Genomic DNA, 24413 nt, shown 5'->3' on the forward strand with positions numbered 1-24413 from the left:
AAAAGCCGCCCCGGAGGGCGGCCTGATAATGGTAAAGGCGCAGACAGAAAAGCCTTACTTCTTCAGCATCGGTTTCAGGAAGCGTGCGGTATGTGACTTTTCACACTCTGCCACGGTTTCCGGCGTACCGGCGACCAGGATCTCACCGCCGCCGCTGCCGCCTTCGGGACCCAGATCCACGATCCAGTCTGCGGTTTTAATCACATCCAGATTATGCTCAATCACCACAATGGTATTGCCCTGATTACGCAGCTGATGCAGGACTTCCAGCAGCTGCGCAATATCGGCAAAGTGCAGGCCGGTGGTCGGCTCATCCAGAATATAGAGCGTCTGTCCGGTACCGCGCTTCGACAGCTCACGCGCCAGCTTGACGCGCTGCGCCTCACCACCGGAGAGCGTGGTGGCGGACTGGCCGAGACGGATATAGGAGAGGCCGACATCCATCAGCGTCTGCAGCTTGCGTGCCAGCGCCGGGACCGCTTCAAAGAAGTCGCGCGCTTCTTCAATCGTCATCTCCAGCACTTCGTGAATGCTTTTGCCTTTGTACTTGATCTCCAGCGTTTCGCGGTTATAGCGCTTGCCTTTACACTGATCGCACGGCACATAGATGTCGGGCAGGAAGTGCATTTCCACTTTGATCACGCCATCACCCTGGCACGCTTCACAGCGTCCGCCGCGCACGTTAAAGCTGAAGCGGCCCGGATTGTAGCCGCGCGAGCGCGACTCCGGCACACCGGCAAAGAGTTCACGCACCGGCGTAAAAATGCCGGTATAGGTCGCCGGGTTAGATCGAGGCGTACGCCCGATCGGGCTTTGATCGATGTCGATCACTTTATCGAAGTGCTCAAGGCCGGCGATCTCACGATAAGGTGCCGCTTCACCGCTGGTTGCACCGTTAAGCTGCTGCTGCGCGATCGGGAAAAGCGTATCGTTGATAAGCGTTGATTTCCCGGAGCCGGAGACGCCGGTGATGCAGGTAAACAGGCCAACCGGCAGCGTCAGCGTCACATCCTTCAGGTTATTGCCGCGCGCGCCGGTGAGCTTCAGCACTTTAGCCGGATCGCCTTTCACCCGCTCGGCCGGCACTGCGATTTCGCGCTTGCCGCTCAGGAACTGGCCGGTCAGCGACTCTTCATGCGCCATAATGGCGTGTACATCACCTTCAGCCACTATCTGTCCGCCGTGCACGCCCGCGCCCGGACCGATATCAATGATATGGTCAGCCGCTCTGATCGCGTCTTCGTCATGCTCTACCACAATCACGGTATTGCCGAGATCGCGCAGGTGGATCAGGGTCGAGAGCAGGCGTTCGTTATCGCGCTGGTGTAACCCGATAGAGGGCTCATCAAGAACGTACATGACGCCAACCAGGCCCGCGCCAATCTGGCTGGCCAGACGAATACGCTGCGCCTCGCCGCCGGAGAGCGTTTCAGCCGAACGTGACATGGAGAGATAGTTCAGGCCGACGTTGACCAGGAAACTCAGCCTATCGCCGATCTCTTTCAGGACTTTCTCAGCAATTTTTGCGCGCTGGCCGCTCAGTTTAAGGTTGGTGAAAAACTCCATCGCATGACCAATACTCATTTCAGAGATGGTAGGCAGGTTAGTATCTTCAACAAACACGTGGCGCGCTTCGCGGCGCAGGCGGGTACCGTGACAGCTGGTGCAGGCGCGGTTGCTGATAAACTTCGCCAGCTCTTCGCGCACCGCATTGGACTCCGTCTCTTTATAACGGCGCTCCATATTATGCAGCACCCCTTCAAACGGATGACGCCGCACGGAAGTATCACCGCGATCGTTGATATATTTGAATTCAATATTCTCTTTGCCCGAGCCATACAGGATCACCTGACGCGCTTTGTCGCTCAGGCTGCTGAACGGCGCCTCCACGTCAAAATCGAGATGCTCAGCGAGCGAGCGCAGCATCTGAAAATAGTAGAAGTTGCGGCGATCCCAGCCGCGAATCGCACCGCCCGCCAGCGACAGCTCAGGGTTCTGCACCACGCGATCGGAATCAAAGTATTGCTGCACGCCAAGGCCGTCACAGGTTGGACAGGCGCCGGCCGGGTTGTTGAACGAAAACAGGCGCGGTTCCAGCTCACGCATGCTGTAGCCGCAGATCGGGCAGGCGAAGTTGGCGGAGAAGAGCATCTCTTCGCTGTCAGGATCATCCATGTCCGCCACGATCGCGGTGCCGCCGCTGAGTTCAAGCGTGGTTTCAAACGACTCCGCCAGACGTGTCGCGAGATCGTCGCGCACGCGAAAACGATCGATGACGACTTCAATAGTGTGCTTTTTCTGCAGCTCAAGTTTCGGCGGATCGGAGAGATCGCACACTTCACCATCGATGCGGGCACGGATGTAACCCTGTGCCGCCAGGTTTTCCAGCGTTTTAGTGTGCTCACCTTTGCGATCTTTCACCACCGGCGCCAGCAGCATCAGGCGGCGACCCTCTTCCTGCGCCAGCACCTGATCCACCATCTGGCTTACGGTCTGCGCCGCAAGCGCGACGTCGTGATCGGGACAGCGCGGCTCACCCACGCGGGCAAACAGCAGGCGCAGGTAGTCGTGGATTTCAGTAATAGTACCCACCGTCGAGCGCGGGTTATGCGAAGTCGATTTCTGCTCAATGGAAATGGCGGGCGACAGGCCTTCGATATGATCGACATCCGGCTTCTCCATCAGCGAGAGAAACTGGCGCGCGTAAGCAGAGAGGGACTCTACATAGCGCCGCTGACCTTCGGCATAGAGCGTATCAAACGCCAGCGATGACTTCCCGGAACCTGAGAGACCGGTGACAACGATCAGCTTATCGCGTGGAATGATCAGGTTAATATTTTTCAGATTGTGGGTGCGAGCACCGCGGACTTCGATCTTATCCATTCACCTTTCCCGGATTGAACTACACCCGCTATGCCAGCAAAGCATAACGGATAGAAACGCATCATTATGGCACAAAAAATAACCTGAATAAATATCCAGTAGTTTTATCCTTTGGTACACTAGAGGCGCAAAACTGGAAGCACGCTCCAAAGTATCCATCATAGATCAGGACGTGTTAAACTTTGTCGTTTAGACTTATAGCATCAACTCATCGGGAGAGAGCAACATGGCCAGTCGTGGCGTAAACAAAGTGATTCTTGTCGGGAATCTGGGTCAGGATCCGGAAGTGCGTTTCATGCCAAACGGTGGCGCTGTAGCCAACTTTACGCTGGCCACGTCTGAAAGCTGGCGTGACAAGCAGACCGGTGAAAACAAAGAGAACACCGAATGGCACCGCGTTGTGCTGTTTGGCAAACTGGCTGAAGTTGCCGGTGAATATCTGCGTAAAGGCTCACAGGTCTATATTGAAGGTCAGCTGCGTACGCGCAAGTGGCAGGATCAGAGCGGTCAGGAAAAATATACCACCGAGGTTGTTGTCAACGTAGGCGGCACCATGCAGATGCTGGGCGGACGTCAGCAGGGCGGTGCGAATGCAGGTGGCGCACCGATGGGCGGCCAGAGCGGCGGCGGAAATAACAACGGCTGGGGTCAGCCACAGCAGCCGCAGCAGCAGCAGTCTCAGGGCGGCAATCAGTTCAGCGGCGGCGCGCAGCAGCGTCCACAGCAGCAGAGCGCACCGGCGAACAACGAACCGCCAATGGATTTCGACGACGATATCCCGTTCTGAAGCTGACTGATCAGTCACCTTTAAAAATATGTGCGCAAGCCCCTGTTAATACAGGGGCTTTTTATTTTGTACTTTTGGCACTCATCAAATATCAATTCATATCCGTTTTTTGATCCAAAGATCCTGCATGACAGCCAGGAGAAAAAAGAGTGGCATATTTTATCTGTATGGACGCGCCAGCTAATGCAAAGCAGAAAAGACCAATATTAGCCTTAAACTCATTATTAGCTGCGCAGCTAATGATGCGATTACGACTAATATTAGCTAAGCTAGCTTTATTTTTGCACAGCTAATAACGGGCTGGAAACGAATGTCATGAGCCATTACCCACATTATTCAGAATTCGAACAACAGATGCTGGATGCACTGAGGGAAGCTATTGCTGAAGCCTTCGGCTCCGAAGCTTCTGTACTGAATGCCTCACACGAGCTTCCCGAAGCTGGAGTTGAACTTGATGGCAAGATTGTGATCAAGACTCCGGGTAAAACCCTGCAGGTATTCGTCGAGGTCAAAAAACAGGTCTACCCAAGAGACCTGAGAAATGCTGTCTACCAGCTTCGCAGAGGCATAGATGAAACCAGTGATTGTCACGAAGCGATTGGACTGCTTGCTGCAGGTGAGTTGAGTCCCGGGGCTAAACAGGAGCTCAGGAATCAAAATATCGCCTCATTCGAGCTGGGGGGTAGCCTTTATCTGAAGCATGAAGGCTGGCTCATTAACATCGAAAAGCCTTCCCACCGTACCAAAAAGAACACTCATGGCATTGAGCTTTTCACTGAGGCTCGGGAAAGTGTAATACATGCGCTTCTGATGAATAGCCATAAGTGGTTGACCGGCGCAGAACTGGCCGAAAAAGCCGAAACATCTCCATACACCTGCTCTCTCGTCCTGCAGGAGCTGACATTGCGTGAATGGGTGGAGTCTACTGGTAGAGGACCGGGCAAGCGCAGAATGCTCACTCACCCTGATAAGCTTTTGGACGCCTGGTCTGAGCAGTGGCAGGGACGTAAAGAAAAGAGGTCAAAGTGGTACACCTTTGTCGAAACGCCCGAGCATCTGCTGGCTCACCTGGCGGAAGAGATAGACCGTCAGAAAGTGGATTATCCGTGGGCATTTACGGGTGCTGCTGCAGCGAATGTTTATGCTCCACTGCTGACCAGTACTGAGGGAGCAGAAATTATTGTGCCCAGGGGCTACGCGGATAAGATGGCTGATAGATTAGGCCTGAAGCCAGTGAGCAGAAGGGCAAACGTTACGCTCATTGAGCGCGAACCTGCGAGTTTGCTTTATCGATATATGCGCTCGGATCAGCCTGTCTTTTTTGCCAGTCCTTACATTCTGTATCTGGACTTATTAGATGGTCGGGGCCGCAACAAGGAACTGGCGCAACATATCAGAGAACGATTGGAGTCTTTATGGCAACGGAATTGAAACCTCGTACAGCGGCTGGATACGATCAAAATGTCACACTGGCATGCGAGAGGACGCTGCTTACACTGTTAAGCGCCTTTGGAAATTTGAGAGAAACTCTGAGACTTGTCGGTGGTTTGGTCCCCCGTTGCCTATGCACGTTTCCATAGCGGGAACGATGAAGACGAAGATGAGCTTGTTAGCCGACAGCGTTTTGCTGCAGGGTTAGTCCAGAAGTTACTGACTGAGATTGAGAGGCAACGGACAGCCTGACGAAAACAGAAGTGCCGTAGCGTCAGCCCGGCAGGTTTACGCTGCGATATAGCCCGCCAGCAGTGACGCGCTTTTTACAGCCAGAGGCGTGCCGGTTTTGCTCTGCGTATTATGTCGCTAACAGCTTTTGCTGAGGTTTCCGGACTCTCTGTTCTTCACGCCTCCTCATTCTGTGGCTACGACCAGCGATGTTCAGGCAGCGTTGATCTGCAGCGTTATACCGACGTTTTTAAGAATTTAGCCCACCCGTTTTTGCCTGGTTTGCCCGTCTTACCGCCTGAACATTCGCCGCTATATGCTCCTGAGCAGGCAGACAGGTTGTCTTTTAATCACCTTTTGACATAACGCCCGGCTGCTATAGCGTGCTTACCCCGGTGATAGATGTGTCTTGGCGTCTGTTTTTTATGCAGAACAGAGCAGCAGTTGCATATTGATGAGACGAAATGAGAATAAAAATTGGCTGTAACCGCTCTGCGGCCCCCGGTTTTAATCAGAGAGTGGTCCTGTTTAGTGGTAAGAAAAACCATTCAGGTATCAAGCGAGGGCGCTGCGGTTAAGAATGATCCCGGTCACATTCCGCATAAAAATATTAAAACCCGCGACAAATAACCGAATGTTATTTATCGATCATATCGCTTTTTATCTTACATAGTTTAAAGCTCATTACGTTTTTGGGCGGGAAAATTCCTGGAGAAATTAAATCATAAATTGTTTATCCCACGCGACGCGCCGATTTTTAAGCGCAACCGTCAGGGCCAGGATAAATGAGAGGAGAAAAGTGGTGCAGCCGGAGGAGATGTTCAGTTGTGCTAACTAAAAACAACTGTGATTTAAGGTCAGCAACAGCGGCGTTAATGCAATAAACGAAGCGCCAATCTCACCGCAATGAGATTGGGCAACGTCTAAATGACTTAAAATAAAAGACTTTTGCTGGTGTGAATCAATTTTACCGCAAAAAAAGAAGCATTTTCCTGCCATTAATCATCAGGAAAAAGAGGTGCGAATTGTTATATTGTGAACGCCGGATTAAATGATCTTCATCTCTTCTGGTAAGAACAAATCTCAGCATTTAGTCAAATAACAGCGGCCTTACAACTATTAGCGATTTTCCGATCCTGACGGATAGTGGTAAACGCTGCGGCTGATGTCGAGCAAACGACAGCTGCGGCGGGTTCCAATATCAAAGGTTGTCTGCAAAAAGTTGACTGCCTGACGCTTTTCATTGGTGGTAAAGAAGTTTTTGAGCACGCTCTGCAGCATCTCTTTATCGGAACTCAGCGTTTGCAGTTCGCGGGTAAGGTTCTGTAGTTTGTCCTCTAACTCTTTGATCTTTCTTCCTTCTTCAGAAGAAAGGCCTGAAAATTTCTTCTTCCAGCTGTAGAAGGTAGCCTCTGAAATGCCGAGCTCTTCACAAATCTCCCTGACTTTTACTCCTGTTTCAGAAGCTTTAATGGCATTTGTGATTTGCTCTTCGCTATATCGTGACTTTCTCATAAATGCTCTTACCTTTCTTATCAATTAGTGGATGAGAATTACTGTATTAATATCTGGTACTGCAAAAACGGTATTAATGCAGTATTAAAGTGCGCGATTTGAATTGCGAGGGATAAATTAAGATATTTAGAATAAATATCATCATGGGATAAATCTTATTTTATTATGAATGCCAATGAACATCTTCCTGGTATTGGCTTTTTGATATAGATTCATTCCATCCCAAATGCAGAAAAATACGACAAACATTGGATATTCGGTACAGCTTTCTTGCAAAAAAGAGAGGGCGTGCCAGTAAACTTTTGTCTCGAATTCGGGTTGAAATCGTTTACATCCGCTGAAATTCGCACCAGATTTAATCAGAATTTTCCTGAATTTCTCTTCTAAATCCTGACGCGAGTCTCATTTTTCGGACCAGCCTGGTTTGAAGTTATTAATTTTTGTCAGGCCCACTGAGCGCTTGTTAATTCATTTCAAGGACGTTTTACCGCAAGGCAGTTGCTGTAAGTAATACTAAGGACCAGTCAATGAAATTGAGCGTAATGTCTAATGCCGTCTGGATGATGTCTGAAAAAGTCGTCTCGGTGTTCGGCGTCATCTTTGTCACCTCCTATGTGGCAAAATCGTTTGGCCCGACCATATTTGGCCAGATGGCATTTTCAGCTTCGCTATTCTCCATGGTGCAGACCGTGGCGATTTTCGGTACCGAAACCATCCTGTTTAAGCGCATCAGCAAAAGTGCGCCTAAAGGTCTGCGTCTGATGGCCGTGGCGCGCACCATGCGCCTCGCGCTGCTGCTGCTGACCTCCATTCCGGTCTTGATTTGGGTCTGGTACAACATGCAGGAGAATTTTCTCGCATTTGCGCTGGCCTCATTTATCTCCTCGGTATTTGTAACGCAGGACACTTTTAGCGTCTACAACAATGCGCGTCTCGCGTCGCGGCTCAATACGCTGGCTAACTCAGTGGGACTGCTGCTTGGCTTCGCGCTGAGCTTTACCATCGCGTGGCTGCATCTCAATCCGCTGTGGCTGACCGTATCCATCGTGGCGGTAACGCTGGTGCCTTATCTCATCAAGCGCATCAATTTTTACCGTGAGCATCAGGACATTGCGCCGCCGCAGCAGAAACGCACTACCTATCTGCGCTACCTGATGTATGCCGGTCTGCCGCTGGCTATCTCCAGCATTTTTATCTCCGTGCAGGTAAAAGCGGCGCAGATGTTTCTGGCCGGTATCGCTTCCGCCCGCGATCTGGGCCTGTTCGCCGCGGCCAACACCATTTCGGCTTCCTGGATTTTTATCCCGGTTGCCATCATCACTTCCTGCTTTTCGGAAATTTTCCGTGAGCGTGGAGCAGCCGCAATCAAACTCACCGCGCGGCTGAACGGCTATGTCATGGGAGTTTCATTGCTGTTATTGGCGGTGATCGCCATGTTTGGCGAGAAGATCATCATCGCGTTATATGGTCACGAGTACACACAATCGGGAAGTCTCGTTACGTTACTGTCGTTAGCAACCTGCTTTTCGGCAATGGGGACCGTAGCTTACCGCTACATGGTCAAAGAGGGCGGGTTTAACTATCTGCTGAAGAAGATCCTCTGCCTGATGGTTATCAGCCTGCCGCTCTCATGGTGGCTGATCCAGGGGTACGGCATTATGGGTGCCGCCTGGAGCGTCTTCATCACTGAGCTGCTCTCCCTTACCGTAATGAATTACTTCTTTAAAAACGGCGTCATTCAAAAAATTCAGGTTTCCTCACTCAACTACAAAACCTACAAATGAGGTCAGATATGCTCAGGTTGAAAGAAGAACTCAGAAGAAGCGTTCAGTATTTTATCAAGAAGATGCCCTGGGCTACGCAGGATCGCATCTACTACTTCCGTAAATTCCGTAAGCTGCCTAATCTGCGCGAGCCAAAGGTGTTTAACGAGAAGGTGCTGTATCGCAAATTTGTGTATGGCGACTATCAAATCTATGGTCGCCTGTCGGACAAGTATTCAGTACGTGAATACATTGCTGAGAAGGTAGGCAGTGAGTATCTGATCCCGCTGGTTTACGAGACCAGCGATCCGCATTCGCTTCACACGCTGTCGCAGTGGAAGAATACTGTGATCAAGCCTAACCATGGTTCCAACATGGTTGAGATCCTGCTGGAAGAGCCGGATGCGCTGAAGAAGCAGCAGATCATCAGCGACTGTCATCGCTGGCTGAAAACGGACTTCGCTAATGAAGCGCGTGAGATCCACTATCGCTACATCAAGCCGCGGATTCTGGTAGAGCAGTACATTGGCGATGGCAAAAGTGCGCCGATTGACTACAAATTTCACATGTTCAATAAGCGCGATGGCAGTTTTGAATATGTGCTGCAGGTGATCTACAACCGCTGCAACCCGCTGTTGTCGATGAACTTTTACGTCAACAATCTGAACGAGGCGTATCATAAGATCCGCGATACCGGTCTGGATGTTGAGCCTATTCTGCCGCAGCTGCAGAAGGCGCTGGCGCTGAGCAAGACGCTGGCCAGCGATTTCGACTATGTCCGCGTTGACTGGTATATCCACGGTGAAGAGATCTACTTTGGTGAGCTGACCTTCACGCCGGGTGCCGGACTGGTAACGGGTCTGGACCGCGGGCTGGACCAGATGATGGGTGATATGTGGATTCAGGATCGTCGCGGTACGAAGAGACCGGGCGTTTCGGTTGCGGAAGTCGGTATTCCCGCCGTGTTGAAGAAAATTTGATCGCACAGCAATATAAAGAACCCCGCAGCGCGGGGTTTTTTATGCATACTATTCAGGGAATTGGCCACTCAGTCGGCGCCTGACTCATCACATCGATAAAAGCCTGTTTGCCAATCTGCATAAAGTTGTGCACGTTCTCCATGCTCAGCGTAATACCCAGCAGTCCGGTCACAAACCAGCACGACATCCCCACGCCCAGACCGCCACACAGCAGCGCCATAATCGGATGGCTCTTTTGCCGCAGTTTTATTTTCATTGAGCTGGCGAGAAACATCAGAACGGCGCTCAGAATACCCCAGCGCATTACCAGTAAACTGGTTGTTAACGTAGCCATTAACGCAAAACCTCTTCGAATCAGTGATATCCCTGACATTAACCGGACATCACTGACGGCAAAGAGCGCGTCAGGAAACGCTCTCACGTCGGATTAAGTGTGATTTGGATCACATTATATCAGCGGATTTGAATTTTTGAACAAATTTTGTACCCGCGAAGGCGGGCTGGGACGCGCGGCTAAAGCTGGAAGAGAGCGCCTGAAGCAGGCGCGCTGATTACCGGACAGGGCAGCATTCACCGGTGGTGCGCTGGGCGAAGCTGTTCATATTGTCGCTGCAGTCAAAGCTAAGCAGGCGAGGCCGTTGCGCAATCGCCTGACGACGCATGGCGTGACGATACGCCGTAGGCGTCTGCGAAAACTGCCGGCGAAACACGCGCGAAAAGGTTTGCTGCGAATCGTAACCATACTGCATAGCGATATCAAAAACCGGTCGCTGCGTCTGCAGCAGCGCTTCTGCCGCCATCGTCAGACGCCGTTCACGAATATAGCCACCCAGCGTCTGTTTCGTCACGGTACGGAACATACGCTGCAGGTGCCATTTTGAGTAACCCGATTTTGCTGCCACATCATCAATCGACAGTGCTTTATCCAGATTCTGATCGATCCAGTTAGTCAGTGAATGAATGATTTCCTGTTGCATCATAGCCTCATCCTTCTGAAGGGGTATCACCCGGTGAGAAATTCGTACTTTTGATGGTGAGCGAGTATAGTTCCTCAAGTTAACTTGAGGTAAAGGCTGATGGTAAAAAAAGAGCGTAACTATCCAAAGCCGGTGCTGACGCCAGGAGAAGTGGCAAAACGTAGTGGCGTAGCGGTCTCGGCACTGCACTTTTATGAAACCAAAGGATTGATCTCCAGCACCCGTAATAATGGTAATCAGCGACGCTACAGCCGTGACGTACTGCGTCGCGTAGCGATTATTAAAATTGCGCAGCGTATCGGTATTCCGCTGGCGACGGTGAGTGAGAGCCTGATGCATGTCCCGGCGAATAAACGGATGTCGACGCAGGAGTGGGATGCACTGACGCAGCACTGGCGTGAAGAGCTGGATAAACGCATTGAGACGCTGACGCGGCTGCGGAACGATCTGGACGGATGTATTGGCTGTGGCTGTTTGTCGATGCGCGACTGTCCGTTACGCAATCCCGGCGACCGGCTGGCGCAGCAGGGTTCAGGCGCCGTGCTGCTTGACCCGGAGCAGGATGAGCAGGGGTGTTAATCCGCTATACTGGTGCGATACCTTTATCAGCAAGGAGCTGTACATGATCACCGTTCATCATCTGGAAAACTCCCGTTCGCATCGTGTGTTATGGCTGCTGGAAGAGCTGGCGGTGCCGTATCAGATCAAACGTTATCAGCGGGAAAATACGATGCTGGCACCCGATGAGCTGAAAAAGGTGCATCCGCTGGGGAAATCACCGGTGATAACCGATGGCAACCGCGTTATTGCTGAATCCGGCGCCATTCTGGAGTATCTGCAGCTGAAGTATGACAGCGAGCAGCAGCTGACGCTGAGCAATGAAGATGAACAGATTCAGGGACGCTACTGGCTGCATTATGCCGAGGGATCGCTGATGCCGCTGCTGATCATCAAGCTGGTTTTTGCGCAGCTAAGCAAAAAACCGGTTCCCTGGCTGCTGCGCCCGATCGGTGGTGCCATGCGTAAAGGAATGGAGAAAGCCTGGCTGAATAAGCAGCTGGCGTTGCATAGCCGCGTGATTGAACAGCATTTAAGTCAGCATGCGTTTTTTGCCGGTTCGCGTTTCAGCATCGCTGATGTTCAGATGAGTTTTCCGCTGCTGGCGCTTCAGATGCGCGGCGGCCTGCACAATCTGCCTGCCACCACCCGCTGGCTGGAAGAGATGCAGCAGCGCGCCGCCTGGCAGCGAGCGCTAAAGCAGGGCGGCCCGATTAAATTCAGCGACTGACGCCGGCCCGGAATCCGGTAATCGTAGGGGGCGCATTAATGCGCCCCGAATTGGTCCGCCGTCACCGCAGGCGTGCTTTCTCCAGTCCGGTGACGATTAACAGTTGAAAACGTCACCCCAAACGCCAGATAATCGCCTGCCATTTTATCTCCCCCTCTTTGACGGGAAGTACATAGCTGCGTAATCGTTTGCGCCTCTTTTCTCTTTGAGAAATCCCCACCAGGATGATGCGTAAGCGGCAGCTGTGCGGCGACTTACATCTAAAATATGCAGAGGAATAATTATGTCTGGCGACTCACGCCCGGCCAGTGGAAAACTGGACGCCTGGTTCCACATTTCAGCACGCGGCAGCAACGTGCGGCAGGAAGTGCTGGCGGGGCTTACCACCTTCCTGGCCATGGTCTACTCAGTTATTGTGGTACCGGGCATGCTTGGTAAAGCGGGCTTTTCTCCGACGGCGGTATTTGTTGCCACCTGCCTGGTCGCCGGGTTTGGCTCCCTGCTGATGGGACTCTGGGCCAATCTGCCGCTGGCTATCGGCTGTGCTATCTCGCTGACCGCCTTCACTGCATTCAGCCTGGTCCTTGGGCAGCACATCAGCGTACCGGTCGCGCTGGGCGCCGTATTCCTGATGGGATTACTGTTTACGTTTATCTCGGTAACCGGTATCCGCGCCTGGATCTTACGCAATCTGCCGATGGGCGTGGCGCACGGTACCGGGGTTGGTATCGGCCTGTTTTTACTGCTGATTGCAGCAGACGGTATTGGCCTGGTGGTAAAAAACCCGGCCGCAGGCTTGCCGGTGGCGCTGGGCGATTTTACCGCGTTTCCGGTCATCATGTCGCTGGTGGGTCTGGCGGCAATCTTTGGCCTGGAAAAACGCCGCGTACCTGGCGGCATCCTGCTGACTATACTGGCTATCTCACTGATTGGGCTTGTGTTTGATCCGGCGGTGACCTGGCAGGGGCTGTTTGCGATGCCAAGCCTGAAGGATGCCAGCGGTCAGTCAGCGATGTTCAGTCTGGATATCGCAGGCGCGCTGCAGCCAGCCGTACTGCCCAGCGTTCTGGCGCTGGTTATGACAGCGGTATTCGATGCGACCGGCACCATTCGTGCGGTTGCCGGGCAGGCCAATCTGCTGGATAAAGAAGGGCAGATCCTCAATGGCGGCCGGGCGCTGACCAGCGACTCCCTCAGCAGCCTGTTTGCCGGCCTGGTCGGTGCGTCTCCGGCAGCAGTCTATATTGAATCAGCAGCCGGTACGGCAGCGGGTGGCAAAACCGGCTTAACCGCTATCGTCGTAGGCGTACTGTTTCTGCTGATGCTGTTCATGTCGCCGCTTGCCGGTCTGGTGCCGGCCTATGCGACCGCGCCGGCGCTGATGTATGTCGGGCTACTGATGCTGAGCAACGTGGCAAAAATTGATTTCAGCGATTTTGTAGATGCCATGTCAGGCCTGCTGACCGCGGTGTTTATTGTGCTGACCTGTAACATCGTGACCGGCATTATGCTGGGCTTCGCCTCGCTGGTGATTGGCCGTCTGTTTGCCGGGGAGTGGCGCAAACTCAACGTGGGGACGGTAGCGATCGCTGTTGCACTGGTCACCTTTTATGCGGCAGGCTGGGCTATCTGACCACAGGTTCCAGTAATTTCCAGATAATCCCCTGACTTTGCCAGCGCCGCACATCGGGTCCCCCTATGTGCGGCGTTTTGTTTTACACTTTTTAGCGTAACGACCCTCGCTTTTAACCATTTCGATTCGCCTAAGGAAAGCATGGAAATCTTTTTTACTATTCTCATTATGACGCTGGTGGTGTCACTCTCCGGCGTCGCGGCAAGAATCCTGCCGTTTCAAATTCCGCTGCCGCTGGTGCAGATCGCAGCGGGTGCCTTACTTGCCTGGCCCACGTTTGGCCTGCATGTCGATTTCGATCCGGAACTCTTTCTGGTGCTGTTTATCCCGCCGCTGCTGTTTGCTGACGGCTGGAAGACGCCTATCAATGAGTTTCTGAGCCACGGTCGCGAGATCCTCGGGCTGGCGCTGGTACTGGTGCTGATCACCGTGGTCGGTATCGGCTACCTGATCTACTGGCTGGTGCCGGGTATTCCGCTGATCCCGGCTTTTGCACTGGCAGCCGTGCTGTCACCGACCGACGCCGTGGCGCTGTCGGGTATCGTTGGCGAAGGGCGCATCCCAAAGAAAATCATGTCGATTGTGCAGGGTGAGGCGCTGATGAACGACGCCTCTGGCCTGGTATCGCTGAAATTTGCGGTCGCCGTGGCGATGGGCACCATGGTCTTTACCTGGGGCGGCGCCAGCGTTGAGTTTCTTAAAGTGGCCATTGGCGGACTGATTGCCGGCGTGGCCGTTTGCTGGCTCTATGGCCGCTCGCTGCGCCTGCTGAGCCGCTGGAGCGGAGACGATCCGGCGACGCAGACCGTGCTGCTGCTGTTGCTGCCGTTTGCCTCCTACCTGATTGCTGAACATCTCGGCGTCTCCGGTATCCTTGCCGCCGTCGCGGCCGGGATGACCATCACGCGCTCCGGCATCATCCGTCAGGCGCCGCTGGCGATGCGCCTGCGTGCAAACAGCGTCTGGCAGATGCTGGAGTTTGTGTTCAACGGCATGGTGTTCCTGATGCTCGGCCTGCAGCTGCCGGATATCCTTGCGACGTCCGTTGAGCAGGCGAATGCCGATCCCAACGTCGAGCTGTGGATGCTGTTTACCGATGTCGCGCTGGTGTATGCGGCGCTGATGATTGTGCGTTTTGGCTGGCTCTGGATCATGAAGCGCGCCAGCATGCGCCTGCTGAAGAAAAAACCGCTGGAATTCTCAAACTACTCGCTGCGCGAGCTGCTGATTGCCTCTTTTGCGGGCGTACGCGGTGCGATTACGCTGGCGGGCGTGCTCTCTATTCCGCTGTTTCTCAGTAATGGCGAGCCCTTCCCGGCGCGTTATGAACTGGTATTCATCGCCACCGGCGTGATCCTCTTCTCGCTGTTTGTTGGCGTTATCCTGCTGCCTCTCCTGCTGCGCGGTATCGACAGCCATGATAAAGCAGGCCACCGTCATGAACTGCAGCATGCGCGAGCCGCGATGGCGGGTGTGGCGATTGAAAGCCTGCATAAGATGGAGCAGCGGCTGGAGAGTGATACCGAAGAGAATATCGATCCGGAGCTGCTTAAAGAGGTCAGCCTGCGGGTGATTGGCAACCTGCGCCGCCGCGTGGATGGCAAGGATGACGTGGATCAGGCGCTGTTTGCTGAGAACCTGGAGCGTCGTTTCCGTCTGACCGCGCTGCGCGCCGAACGTGCTGAAGTGTATCACCTGCGCGCAACGCAGCAGATTTCCAATGAAACGATGCAGCGCCTGCTGCGCGATCTCGATCTGCTGGAAGCGCTACTGATCGAGAAAGAGGAGTAACCTCCTTTGCATGCCGCCGCGTCTCACACCTGCAGACGCGGCGCATCATCCGGCCAGTGTGTGCGACAGCAGCTGATCCAGGCTTCCGCACTGCGCGACAGATAGCTCCCTTCACGCCAGATCAACCCGATACGCCACTCCAGCGCAGATGCCAGCGGCAGCCACGCCAGCGACTGCGGATCCAGCCGCTGACAGATAGGTTCCGGCAGTACGGCTACGCCCATCCCCGCCTGCACCATCGCAGCCAGAAAATCCCACTGACCGCTGCGCAGCGCAATCTGAGGCGTTACGCCTTCACGCTGAAATGCCTGCATCAGCTGGCGGTTAAGGGCAAACTCTTCATTCAGGATCAGCAGCGGATGCTGCGCCAGTTCTGTCAGCGTCAGATGCGGGCGGGCGTGCCAGGCCGCGCTGCGCGACACCAGCACGCAGAGCGGATGGCGCATCAGCTCCAGCGTGTTAAGCGGTAAATCGGGCTCAACCGGCAGGGCGGTAAGCGCAATATCCAGCGCGCCGCTCAGCACCGCCTGCTGTGCGGTCAGCCCGCCTGATTCTGCAATATGCAGCTGCACGCCGGGATAGCGGCGCTGAAATGCTGAAATTGAGCCGGCAATCTGCATGCCCACCATCGGCGGAATACCCAGGCGCAGCTCACCGGTTTTCAGCTGATTGATATCACCAATCTGCGCCTCCAACTGATGAAACTCCTGCAGGATCGCGAGACCGCGCTGGTAGACCGCCTGACCGCTGTCGGTGAGATGCAGACGGCGTCCCTCCCGCCGCAGCAGCGCGCACCCCAGCTCCTCTTCCAGCTGGCGCACCATTTTGCTGATGGTGGGCTGCGTAACATAAAGCTGCTCTGCTGCACGGGTAAAGCTCTGCTGCTGTACTACGGCGACAAAGTAGCGCAGGGCACGTATATCCATGATCATTCCTTAATGGCATAGTCCGGATGATTTTAATTCATTTCTTTCACGGTTAGCGGCAGATTTATACTGCGTTTCTCACATTCCTTACCGGAGATCGCCATGGCTGCCGCCATTAATCCGCGCCCCCGTCTGTTACAACATCTGATACTGCCGCTGCAGCTGCTGCTTTATATCGGGCTATTCAGCGTCTGCGATCTTCTGGTGCGCTGGCTGCACCTGCCGCTACCGGCAAATGTACTCGGCATGGTTATGCTGCTGTTATTGATTGTTTTGCGCGTATTGCCGCTGGGCTGGGTCCGGGCCGGGGCAAACTGGCTGCTGGCTGAAATGCTGCTGTTTTTTATTCCGGCGGTGGTGGCGGTGGTCAATTACAGCGATCTGCTGCGCAGTGAGGGATGGCGTATTTTTATCGTGATTGCGATCAGCACGCTGCTGGTGCTGGCGGTCACATCGCTGGTGGTTGATCGCCTCTACCGGTTTGAAATGGCGCGTGCGGCACGCAGGCAGAATATCCATGAGTAACGCCATCATCAGTCTGCTCTGTCTGGCACTCACCCTGCTGGTCTATTACCTCAACAAGCGTCTCTACCGGCGCTGGCGGCGGCTGATGCTGATGCCGCTGGTGCTGACGCCGCTGATACTGGTCGGGCTGCTGCTTATTACGCATGTCAGCTGGCAAAACTATATTGCGGAGAGTCACTGGCTGCTCTGGCTGCTGGGACCCGCCACGCTGGCGTTTGCCGTGCCGGTGTATGAAAACATGGCGCTCATCCGGCGTCACTGGCTGTCGCTGAGTGCGGGGGTTCTGTGCGCTACCACGGTTGCCGTGTGTAGCTCAGTCTGGCTGGCGCGATTACTGGCGCTGCCGGAGAGTATTCAGCGTAGTCTGGCCGTGCGTTCAATCACCACGCCATTTGCGTTGGCCGCCGCCGGTCCGATGGGCGGACAGCCCGATCTGGTCGCGCTGTTTGTGGTGATCACAGGCGTGTTTGGCATGGCGGCAGGGGATATTCTTTTTCTGCGCATCGCGATAAAACAGGGGGTGGCAAAAGGCGCCGGGCTGGGTGCTGCCTCTCACGGTGCCGGAACTGCGCGCGCCTATCAGATTGGTCAGCAGGAGGGGGTGGTATCCAGCCTGGTGATGATGCTTTCGGGCGTCGTCACGGTTCTGCTGGCGCCGCTTCTGAGCCATCTGCTGTGGCACGCATGACACGTTTATCGATAAATCGTTCCCATTGTAATTTAATTTTACGTAAAGGTTTCCAATAAAAGTTGTGTCTGACGACTATGCTAACTACTCTTTGCGCCGACTTATTTTTTACTTCATGGAGTGGATTAGCATGATCAAGCAACTTGTTACCGGAAGCGTTTTGGGCCTTGCACTGCTGAGCGGTAGCGTACAGGCGATTGAGGGCAGTGTTGACGTGGGTGAGCACAGCACCAACCTGAACCTTGGCCTCGGTACTACCTCTCCGGGTCTGTTTCTGAAAGGTAACTGGCTGCGCAGCGACCATGACGGCAGCACCTACGGTGCAGGTCTGGGCTATAACATCGATGTTGGCGATCTGCGCGTCGCGCCGACGGCAAAAGCGCTGTTTACGCACCCGGAAGATGGCCGTGATGGCTTCACCATCGCCGTGGGTGCAGGTGCACAGTACAGCTTCAACAGCATGTGGGGCCTGTATGGTGAATATTACTATGCGCCAGAGGCGTTTTCCGATCGTCTGGACAGCTATCAGGAAGCGTCAGGCGGCCTGAGCTTTACGCCAGTTTCACTGCTGAACCTGCGCGTGGGTTACCAGTATATCGAGCTGAACAATAAAGGCAGCCGCAAAGATAACGTGCTGGTAGATGGCCCATACGTAGGTGCCTCACTCCGCTTCTGATCTGCCGCTGCAAACCAGGGGCGCATAAATGCGCCCCCTACATCACCTCGCAGGGGCGCCATTAATGGCGCCCTGGTTGATATCCGCCCCGGTTCCGATGACATCATTAATGACGCCCTGGTCGATTCCCGCACCGGATCCGATGACGCCATTTATGGCGCCCCTGTCGAACCCGGTGCGGCTGCGATCAGTGCGATTTCCCCTGTGAAATACCGATACCGGTTTGCGAACGAATAAACTGTCCGCGGAACCGTGCGCGCTCCTGTGCACCCTGAGCGGAGTGATCGGTGATGGAAAAGAACCAGGTGCAGACAAAAGCGACCAGCATGGAGAACAGCGCCGGGTACTCGTAAGGATAGACCGGGGTAGCGTGACCCAGCACCTGAACCCAGACGGTAGGGCCCAGAATCATCAGCACCACCGCCGTCAGCAGTCCCAGCCAGCCGCCCACCATCGCGCCGCGTGTGGTGAGCTTCGACCAGTACATGGAGAGCAAAATAATCGGGAAATTGCAGCTGGCTGCAATAGAGAAGGCCAGACCGACCATAAAGGCGATGTTCTGCTTCTCAAACAGGATCCCCAGCGCAATGGCAACCACACCCAGCACCAGCACGGTAATTTTAGAGACGCGCAGCTCTTCACGCTCCGTTGCCTGACCTTTGCGGATCACGCTGGCGTAGAGATCGTGCGACACTGCCGACGCGCCCGCCAGCGTCAGCCCGGCGACAACGGCCAGAATCGTGGCGAAAGCCACCGCCGAGATAAAGCCGAGGAACAGGCTGCCGCCTACCGCATTCGATAGATGCACCGCTGCCATATTGGTGCCGCCAATCAGGGCGCCGCTGGCGTCTTTAAACAGCGGGTTTGCACCCACCAGCAGAATCGCACCAAAGCCGATAATAAAGGTCAGGAAATAGAAGTAACCCATAAAGCCGGTTGCCCAGAACACGCTTTTACGCGCCTCGCGCGCATCCGCCACGGTAAAGAAGCGCATCAGAATGTGTGGCAGTCCCGCTGTACCAAACATCAGCCCCAGCCCCAGCGACAGGGCGGAGATAGGATCTTTCACCAGTCCGCCGGGCTGCATAATCGCCGCGCCTTTAGGATGGACCGCCATCGCCTCCGTAAACAGCGTGTTAAAGCTGAAACCGGTAGCTTTCATTACCATAATCGCCATGAAGCTGGCACCAAACAGCAGCAGCACCGCTTTGATGATCTGCACCCAGGTGGTCGCGAGCATGCCGCCGAACAGAACATAGAGCACCATCAGAATGCCAACCAGTACCACGGCGATATGATAATCAAGGCCGAACAGCAGCTGGATAAGCTTGCCGGCCCCCACCATCTGCGCAATCAGATAGAGCGCAACCACCACCAGCGAACCGCAGGCAGAGAGGGTGCGGATCGGCTTCTGCTGCAGCCGGTAGGAGGCCACATCGGCAAAGGTATAGCGTCCAAGATTGCGCAACCGCTCAGCGATCAGAAACAGGATCATCGGCCAGCCGACCAGAAAGCCGAGCGAATAGATCAGTCCGTCATAGCCCGAGGTATAGACCAGCGCCGAAATACCAAGAAATGAGGCGGCGGACATAAAATCGCCCGCCATCGCCAGGCCATTCTGGAAGCCGGTAATATTGCCGCCTGCGGTGTAGTAGTCGCTGCGTGAGCGGGTACGCTTTGATGCCCACCAGGTAATACCCAGCGTGAACGCGACAAACACCACAAACATGATTATCGCTTCATAGTTGGTCGCCTGCTGCTGGACGTCGCCGGTCAGCGCATCGGCTGCCAGTACGCCCGCTGGCGCCAGCGCCAGCAGAATCGGGAGCGCGCGCTTCATGATTTTACCTCGCTGACGATCTGTTTAGTCAGGCGATCAAACTCGCCATTGGCGCGCCAGACATAGACGCCGGTAAGCAGAAAAGAGACCACAATCAGGCCCACGCCAATCGGAATACCGCGCGTCACATTGGTACCGGCATGCAGCGGCGTGCCGAGCCAGCCGGGCGCAAACGCGATCAGCAGGATAAATCCGACATACAGGACCAGCATAATAATGCTCAGCAGCAGCGCAAAAGACTGGCGCTTATGGACCAGCTCCTGAAAACGGGGGTTATTTTCTATTTGTTGCCAGACGGCTTCCTGTTGATTCAGGGTGTCATTCATCACAGTTTCTCCAGAGGCAAAGCAGACGGAAATCTCACATTAATGTGATTTAACGGATTGAATATTCTGGTTATCAGGGTTGTGCGATGGTGAACAGCATACGGCGTAAGGTGAACTAACGGAGAGAAGCCTGCCGGGGACAGGCTGATGCTCTCCGCTGATAAGGGCAACGATTACGGCATGGCGATCGACTGCTTCTCCTCCAGTAATTTCTCTACTACACCTGGATCGGCCAGCGTAGAGGTATCGCCAAAGTTGCTGGTATCGCCCGCTGCAATTTTGCGCAGAATACGCCGCATAATTTTACCGGAGCGGGTTTTCGGCAGCGAGTCGGTCCAGTGCAGCACGTCCGGCGTGGCGATAGGGCCGATCTCTTTGCGTACCCAGTTGCGCACTTCCGTATACAACTCCGCTGACGGCTCTTCGCCCTGATTCAGGGTGATATAGGCGTAAATAGCCTGCCCTTTAATGCTGTGCGGAATACCGACCACGGCCGCTTCAGCAATTTTCGGATGTGAAACCAGCGCGGACTCAATCTCTGCCGTGCCCAGACGATGTCCGGAAACGTTCAGGACATCATCCACGCGTCCGGTGATCCAGTAGTAGCCATCTTCATCGCGCCGCGCGCCGTCACCGCTGAAGTAGCGATGCTTAAACGTGGAGAAGTAGGTCTGTTCAAAGCGTTCATGATCGCCAAACAGCGTGCGCGCCTGACCAGGCCAGGAGTCATTAATAACCAGGTTACCCTCGGTTGCGCCCTCAAGCTGATTGCCTTCGTTGTCCACCAGCGCCGGCTGTACGCCAAAGAAGGGTTTGGTGGCCGAGCCCGCTTTCAGCTCGGTTGCGCCCGGCAGCGGCGTGATCATAAAGCCGCCGGTTTCGGTCTGCCACCAGGTATCGACGATGGGACAGCGGCTGTCGCCAATCTTTTTGTAATACCACTCCCAGGCTTCCGGATTGATCGGTTCACCCACGGAGCCCATGATGCGCAGGCTGCTGCGTCGGGTGCCTTCAATCGCCCGATCGCCTTCCGCCATCAGCGCGCGAATCGCGGTGGGCGCCGTGTAGAGCAGGGTAACGTTATGCTTGTCGACGACTTCCGCCATCCGGCTCGGCTTCGGCCAGTTGGGCACCCCTTCAAACATCAGCGTGGTTGCGCCACAGGCCAGCGGCCCATAGAGCAGATAGCTGTGACCGGTGATCCAGCCGACGTCTGCGGTGCACCAGTAAACGTCGTCGTCATGGTAATCAAAGACATATTTAAAGGTGCTGGCCGCATAGACCAGATAGCCGCCGGTGGTATGCAATACGCCTTTTGGCTTGCCGGTCGAACCGGAGGTGTACAGAATAAACAGCGGGTGTTCCGCTTCAACCGCCACCGCTTCGTGCTCTGCGCTGGCCTGGCTGACGAGATCGTGCCACCAGAGATCGCGTCCCTCATGCCACTCCGTGGTTTTTCCGGTGCGCTTAAATACGATTACCTGCTTCACGCTGGTCACCAGCGGATTTGCCAGCGCGTCATCAACATTCTTTTTCAGCGGAATGGCACGTCCGGCGCGGATACCCTCATCCGCCGTGATCACCAGTTTCGCATTGCTGTCGACCACGCGTCCCGCCACGGCTTCCGGCGAAAAGCCGCCAAAAATCACTGAATGCACGGCACCAATGCGCGCGCAGGCCAGCATGGCGACAGCGGCCTCCGGCACCATCGGCATATAAATGGCCACCACGTCGCCTTTTTTAATCTCAAGCTGCGTTAATACATTTGCCATGCGGCAGACGTCAGCGTGCAGCTCCCGGAAAGTCAGCGTTTTACTTTCACTGGCGTCATCCCCTTCCCAGATAATGGCCGGGCGATCGCCCCGCGTCGCCAGATGGCGATCCAGGCAGTTAGCCGCAAGATTCAGCGTGCCATCTTCATACCAGCGAATAGAGATATTGCCCGGCGCAAACGAGGTATTTTTCACCGTGCTGTAAGGCGTGATCCAGTCGAGAATCTTTCCCTGCTCACCCCAGAAGGCGTCAGGATCGTCCACGGACTGCTGATAGCGCGCCGCATACTCGTCGGCATTAATCAGGGCGTTTGCTGCAATGGCAGCGGGTACAGGATGCTTGTGAATTTGGCTCATGGCTGACCTCCTTGAAGATGTTAATCATATGTCAATCAAAGGTTAATTGAAGAGGGGGCAGGGGCTTTGTTTCGGTTTTGCAGTCTGGATCACGGCCTGCCAGCATGCGCTAAAGCGCGCAAAAACGGCGCTTTTTGCGGCAAAAAAGCAGCGTGCTGAAAGCGGCTGTCAGCAGGCAACAGAGGGTTTTGTGATTAAATGTTAAGCAAACGCGCCGGGCGATAAAATCGTCAGATCTGAATAGCTATGCGGAAAATTATCGAATTAACGCTTTTCATAACAGCGGGTTATAGCCACAGGATAACAGCAGCATTTTATGCTACTGAGCTGCGCACGATTTAAGCTATCGCGCCGGGGGTTGCATTTACCGTAGTGAAAATGGTACTTATCTGGCCGCTGTTCAGCAGGTATCAACTCAGGCTGTATCCTTGCGCTGGCGCAAACCGCCGGCAGAACAAAGCGGAATACAGCCCATTATAACCCTCTATTTTATCGGGCTTTTGCTCACTTCCCTGTGTGTACCATCTCCTGCACCTTCGCAGCAGAGCAAAGGGGTTTTAACTGAGGAAATAACGCGTTATGAAAGGTTTTAAACTCACCCTCGCCTGGCAGATCCTGATTGCCCTGATCCTCGGCATTATCGCAGGAACCGTGCTGCATAATCAGCCAGACGATCGTGAATGGTTAATCACCAATATTCTTACTCCTGCCGGTGATATCTTCATTCATCTGATCAAGATGATTGTGGTGCCGATTGTTATTTCCTCGCTGATTGTTGGCATTGCCGGCGTCGGGGACGCGAAAAAACTCGGGCGTATCGGGGTGAAAACCATTATCTATTTTGAAGTGATCACCACCATTGCCATTGTGGTCGGCATCACGCTGGCTAACGTATTCCAACCCGGCAGCGGCATTGATATGTCAACGCTGGCAACGGTGGACATCTCTAAATATGAAGCTACCACCGAAGCGGTTCAGGGCGCTCCTCATGGCCTGGTCAGTACCATCCTGTCACTGATCCCGCAGAACATCTTCGCCTCGCTGGTCAAAGGCGATATGTTGCCGATTATTTTCTTCTCAGTGCTGTTCGGCCTGGGTCTGTCGGCGCTGCCGTCGGAACATCGCGATCCGCTGGTCGGCCTGTTCCGCTCGGTATCAGAAACCATGTTCAAAGTGACTCATATGATCATGCGGTATGCGCCGGTGGGCGTATTTGCACTGATTGCGGTGACCATTGCGAACTTCGGTTTTGCATCGCTCTACCCGCTGGCGAAACTGGTACTGCTGGTTTATGCCGCCATCCTGTTTTTCGCCTTTGTCGTGCTCGGTGCGGTCGCGCGCTTCTGCAAGCTGCGTATTACGACCCTGATGCGTATTCTGAAGGATGAGCTGATTCTGGCTTACTCTACCTCCAGTTCAGAGACGGTGCTGCCACGCATTATGCAGAAGATGGAGGCGTATGGTGCGCCGAAAGCGATCACCAGCTTTGTGGTGCCTACCGGCTACTCCTTCAACCTGGATGGCTCTACGCTCTATCAGAGTATTGCCGCCATCTTTATTGCCCAGCTTTACGGCATTGACCTGTCGCTGACCGATGAGATCATCCTGGTGCTGACGCTGATGGTAACCTCAAAAGGGATTGCCGGTGTTCCGGGCGTCTCCTTCGTGGTGCTGCTGGCGACGCTGGGCAGTGTGGGGATCCCGCTTGAAGGGCTGGCGTTTATCGCAGGCGTTGACCGCATCATGGATATGGCGCGTACGGCGCTGAACGTGGTGGGAAATGCGCTCGCTGTGCTGGTCATTGCACGCTGGGAAAATCAGTTTGATGCTAAGCAGGCCGCCGCCTACGAGCTGCAGCTGCGTATGCAAAGCGCCACCTGATCCGCTACTAAGCAGAACAAAACCCGCCGCTGGCGGGTTTTTTTATGCCTGCAGTAAAAATAAAAAAATTCTGCGCCGCTGCACATGAATTAACAATTCTTTGTGATATAAGTTTTTCAGAATAAATTATTCATTTGCAGGAG

At 54.4% G+C, this 24413-nt stretch carries 20 protein-coding genes; 12 read left to right on the top strand and 8 right to left on the bottom strand.

The features are described from left to right. Positions 1 to 54 precede the first annotated feature (54 nt). Positions 55 to 2883 carry an excinuclease ABC subunit UvrA gene (gene uvrA, locus B4056_RS02365; RefSeq protein ID WP_039382007.1) on the bottom strand — a complete coding sequence of 943 codons (2829 nt, stop codon included), beginning with the start codon at positions 2881 to 2883 and terminating at the stop codon, positions 55 to 57. A 226-nt stretch (positions 2884 to 3109) separates the two neighbouring features. On the opposite strand from uvrA, the gene B4056_RS02370 reads away from it, so the two are divergent. Next, positions 3110 to 3670 carry a single-stranded DNA-binding protein gene (locus B4056_RS02370; protein WP_039382009.1) on the top strand — a complete coding sequence of 187 codons (561 nt, stop codon included), beginning with the start codon at positions 3110 to 3112 and terminating at the stop codon, positions 3668 to 3670. A gap of 315 nt (positions 3671 to 3985) precedes the next feature. Further along, on the top strand, positions 3986 to 5101 hold the full coding sequence (locus B4056_RS02375) for a type IV toxin-antitoxin system AbiEi family antitoxin (protein ID WP_113655579.1): 1116 nt from the start codon (positions 3986 to 3988) through the stop codon (positions 5099 to 5101). A gap of 1350 nt (positions 5102 to 6451) precedes the next feature. Here the strand turns inward: B4056_RS02375 and B4056_RS02380 are convergent. Further along, positions 6452 to 6847 carry a transposase gene (locus tag B4056_RS02380; RefSeq protein ID WP_039382017.1) on the bottom strand — a complete coding sequence of 132 codons (396 nt, stop codon included), beginning with the start codon at positions 6845 to 6847 and terminating at the stop codon, positions 6452 to 6454. Between the two features lie 527 nt (positions 6848 to 7374). Between B4056_RS02380 and B4056_RS02385 the strand changes: the two genes are divergently transcribed. Together B4056_RS02385 and B4056_RS02390 are read left to right on the top strand one after the other, a co-directional pair. Continuing rightward, positions 7375 to 8631, top strand: coding sequence for a polysaccharide biosynthesis C-terminal domain-containing protein (locus tag B4056_RS02385; RefSeq protein ID WP_039382019.1), 1257 nt, complete (start codon positions 7375 to 7377; stop codon positions 8629 to 8631). 8 nt (positions 8632 to 8639) lie between these two features. Next, positions 8640 to 9590, top strand: a complete 951-nt coding sequence (locus tag B4056_RS02390) for an ATP-grasp fold amidoligase family protein (protein WP_039382021.1) — start codon at positions 8640 to 8642, stop codon at positions 9588 to 9590. Between the two features lie 52 nt (positions 9591 to 9642). Here B4056_RS02390 and B4056_RS02395 read toward each other — a convergent pair whose 3' ends face one another. Next, positions 9643 to 9924 (bottom strand): YjcB family protein, encoded by a 282-nt coding sequence (locus tag B4056_RS02395; RefSeq protein WP_039382023.1) that lies wholly within the window; start codon positions 9922 to 9924, stop codon positions 9643 to 9645. Between the two features lie 217 nt (positions 9925 to 10141). After that, on the bottom strand, positions 10142 to 10570 hold the full coding sequence (gene soxS / locus B4056_RS02400) for a superoxide response transcriptional regulator SoxS (protein ID WP_039382026.1): 429 nt from the start codon (positions 10568 to 10570) through the stop codon (positions 10142 to 10144). 96 nt (positions 10571 to 10666) lie between these two features. Here soxS and soxR point away from each other — a divergent pair, with 96 nt between their 5' ends. The 4 genes from soxR to B4056_RS02420 all read left to right on the top strand — a co-directional run bounded on the left by soxR (position 10667) and on the right by B4056_RS02420 (position 15279). Then, on the top strand, positions 10667 to 11146 hold the full coding sequence (gene soxR, locus B4056_RS02405) for a redox-sensitive transcriptional activator SoxR (protein ID WP_288653722.1): 480 nt from the start codon (positions 10667 to 10669) through the stop codon (positions 11144 to 11146). A gap of 43 nt (positions 11147 to 11189) precedes the next feature. Beyond that, positions 11190 to 11855 carry a glutathione S-transferase family protein gene (locus B4056_RS02410; protein ID WP_113655595.1) on the top strand — a complete coding sequence of 222 codons (666 nt, stop codon included), beginning with the start codon at positions 11190 to 11192 and terminating at the stop codon, positions 11853 to 11855. Between the two features lie 283 nt (positions 11856 to 12138). Continuing rightward, on the top strand, positions 12139 to 13488 hold the full coding sequence (locus B4056_RS02415) for an NCS2 family permease (RefSeq protein ID WP_094111306.1): 1350 nt from the start codon (positions 12139 to 12141) through the stop codon (positions 13486 to 13488). 141 nt (positions 13489 to 13629) lie between these two features. Next, positions 13630 to 15279 carry a Na+/H+ antiporter gene (locus B4056_RS02420; protein ID WP_039382034.1) on the top strand — a complete coding sequence of 550 codons (1650 nt, stop codon included), beginning with the start codon at positions 13630 to 13632 and terminating at the stop codon, positions 15277 to 15279. A 23-nt stretch (positions 15280 to 15302) separates the two neighbouring features. Here the strand turns inward: B4056_RS02420 and B4056_RS02425 are convergent, their stop codons facing one another. After that, positions 15303 to 16205 carry a LysR family transcriptional regulator gene (locus tag B4056_RS02425; protein WP_071668445.1) on the bottom strand — a complete coding sequence of 301 codons (903 nt, stop codon included), beginning with the start codon at positions 16203 to 16205 and terminating at the stop codon, positions 15303 to 15305. A 102-nt stretch (positions 16206 to 16307) separates the two neighbouring features. Here B4056_RS02425 and B4056_RS02430 point away from each other — a divergent pair, with 102 nt between their 5' ends. The 3 genes from B4056_RS02430 (at position 16308) to B4056_RS02440 (ending at position 18094) form a co-directional block, all read left to right on the top strand. After that, positions 16308 to 16730 (top strand): CidA/LrgA family protein, encoded by a 423-nt coding sequence (locus tag B4056_RS02430; protein ID WP_288653724.1) that lies wholly within the window; start codon positions 16308 to 16310, stop codon positions 16728 to 16730. Continuing rightward, on the top strand, positions 16723 to 17418 hold the full coding sequence (locus B4056_RS02435) for an LrgB family protein (RefSeq protein WP_071668443.1): 696 nt from the start codon (positions 16723 to 16725) through the stop codon (positions 17416 to 17418). The genes B4056_RS02430 and B4056_RS02435 overlap by 8 nt, the downstream gene beginning before the upstream one ends. Before the next feature lie 130 nt (positions 17419 to 17548). Continuing rightward, positions 17549 to 18094: a YfaZ family outer membrane protein gene (locus B4056_RS02440; RefSeq protein ID WP_039382044.1), complete on the top strand. Its 546-nt coding sequence runs from the start codon at positions 17549 to 17551 to the stop codon at positions 18092 to 18094. A gap of 187 nt (positions 18095 to 18281) precedes the next feature. Here B4056_RS02440 and B4056_RS02445 read toward each other — a convergent pair whose 3' ends face one another. The 3 genes from B4056_RS02445 to acs form a co-directional block, all read right to left on the bottom strand. Beyond that, the gene (locus B4056_RS02445; RefSeq protein ID WP_094111308.1) at positions 18282 to 19934 is read right to left on the bottom strand and encodes a cation acetate symporter; all 1653 of its coding nucleotides are present in this window, start codon (positions 19932 to 19934) and stop codon (positions 18282 to 18284) included. Beyond that, positions 19931 to 20260 carry a DUF485 domain-containing protein gene (locus B4056_RS02450; protein WP_094111309.1) on the bottom strand — a complete coding sequence of 110 codons (330 nt, stop codon included), beginning with the start codon at positions 20258 to 20260 and terminating at the stop codon, positions 19931 to 19933. Before B4056_RS02450 ends, B4056_RS02445 begins: the two co-directional genes overlap by 4 nt. Before the next feature lie 173 nt (positions 20261 to 20433). Continuing rightward, complete coding sequence (acs, locus tag B4056_RS02455; protein ID WP_071668441.1) at positions 20434 to 22389, bottom strand: acetate--CoA ligase; 1956 nt, start codon at positions 22387 to 22389, stop codon at positions 20434 to 20436. 579 nt (positions 22390 to 22968) lie between these two features. Between acs and gltP the strand changes: the two genes are divergently transcribed. Then, complete coding sequence (gltP, locus tag B4056_RS02460; protein ID WP_071668440.1) at positions 22969 to 24270, top strand: glutamate/aspartate:proton symporter GltP; 1302 nt, start codon at positions 22969 to 22971, stop codon at positions 24268 to 24270. The last annotated feature ends 143 nt before the right edge of the window (positions 24271 to 24413 follow it).

The organism is Pantoea sp. UBA7232, from assembly GCF_002473195.1.
Classification (GTDB): Bacteria; Pseudomonadota; Gammaproteobacteria; order Enterobacterales; family Enterobacteriaceae; genus Pantoea; species Pantoea eucrina.

Coding starts and splice junctions, on each gene's coding strand:
- B4056_RS02430 (WP_288653724.1), top strand. CDS start 16,308: ATGGCTGCCGCCATTAATCCGCGCCCCCGTCTGTTACAACATCTGATA.
- B4056_RS02385 (WP_039382019.1), top strand. CDS start 7,375: ATGAAATTGAGCGTAATGTCTAATGCCGTCTGGATGATGTCTGAAAAA.
- B4056_RS02370 (WP_039382009.1), top strand. CDS start 3,110: ATGGCCAGTCGTGGCGTAAACAAAGTGATTCTTGTCGGGAATCTGGGT.
- gltP (WP_071668440.1), top strand. CDS start 22,969: ATGAAAGGTTTTAAACTCACCCTCGCCTGGCAGATCCTGATTGCCCTG.
- B4056_RS02375 (WP_113655579.1), top strand. CDS start 3,986: ATGAGCCATTACCCACATTATTCAGAATTCGAACAACAGATGCTGGAT.
- B4056_RS02395 (WP_039382023.1), bottom strand. CDS start 9,924: ATGGCTACGTTAACAACCAGTTTACTGGTAATGCGCTGGGGTATTCTG.
- B4056_RS02440 (WP_039382044.1), top strand. CDS start 17,549: ATGATCAAGCAACTTGTTACCGGAAGCGTTTTGGGCCTTGCACTGCTG.
- uvrA (WP_039382007.1), bottom strand. CDS start 2,883: ATGGATAAGATCGAAGTCCGCGGTGCTCGCACCCACAATCTGAAAAAT.
- B4056_RS02435 (WP_071668443.1), top strand. CDS start 16,723: ATGAGTAACGCCATCATCAGTCTGCTCTGTCTGGCACTCACCCTGCTG.
- B4056_RS02420 (WP_039382034.1), top strand. CDS start 13,630: ATGGAAATCTTTTTTACTATTCTCATTATGACGCTGGTGGTGTCACTC.
- soxR (WP_288653722.1), top strand. CDS start 10,667: ATGGTAAAAAAAGAGCGTAACTATCCAAAGCCGGTGCTGACGCCAGGA.
- B4056_RS02425 (WP_071668445.1), bottom strand. CDS start 16,205: ATGGATATACGTGCCCTGCGCTACTTTGTCGCCGTAGTACAGCAGCAG.
- B4056_RS02415 (WP_094111306.1), top strand. CDS start 12,139: ATGTCTGGCGACTCACGCCCGGCCAGTGGAAAACTGGACGCCTGGTTC.
- B4056_RS02380 (WP_039382017.1), bottom strand. CDS start 6,847: ATGAGAAAGTCACGATATAGCGAAGAGCAAATCACAAATGCCATTAAA.
- acs (WP_071668441.1), bottom strand. CDS start 22,389: ATGAGCCAAATTCACAAGCATCCTGTACCCGCTGCCATTGCAGCAAAC.
- B4056_RS02410 (WP_113655595.1), top strand. CDS start 11,190: ATGATCACCGTTCATCATCTGGAAAACTCCCGTTCGCATCGTGTGTTA.
- B4056_RS02390 (WP_039382021.1), top strand. CDS start 8,640: ATGCTCAGGTTGAAAGAAGAACTCAGAAGAAGCGTTCAGTATTTTATC.
- B4056_RS02445 (WP_094111308.1), bottom strand. CDS start 19,934: ATGAAGCGCGCGCTCCCGATTCTGCTGGCGCTGGCGCCAGCGGGCGTA.
- B4056_RS02450 (WP_094111309.1), bottom strand. CDS start 20,260: ATGAATGACACCCTGAATCAACAGGAAGCCGTCTGGCAACAAATAGAA.
- soxS (WP_039382026.1), bottom strand. CDS start 10,570: ATGATGCAACAGGAAATCATTCATTCACTGACTAACTGGATCGATCAG.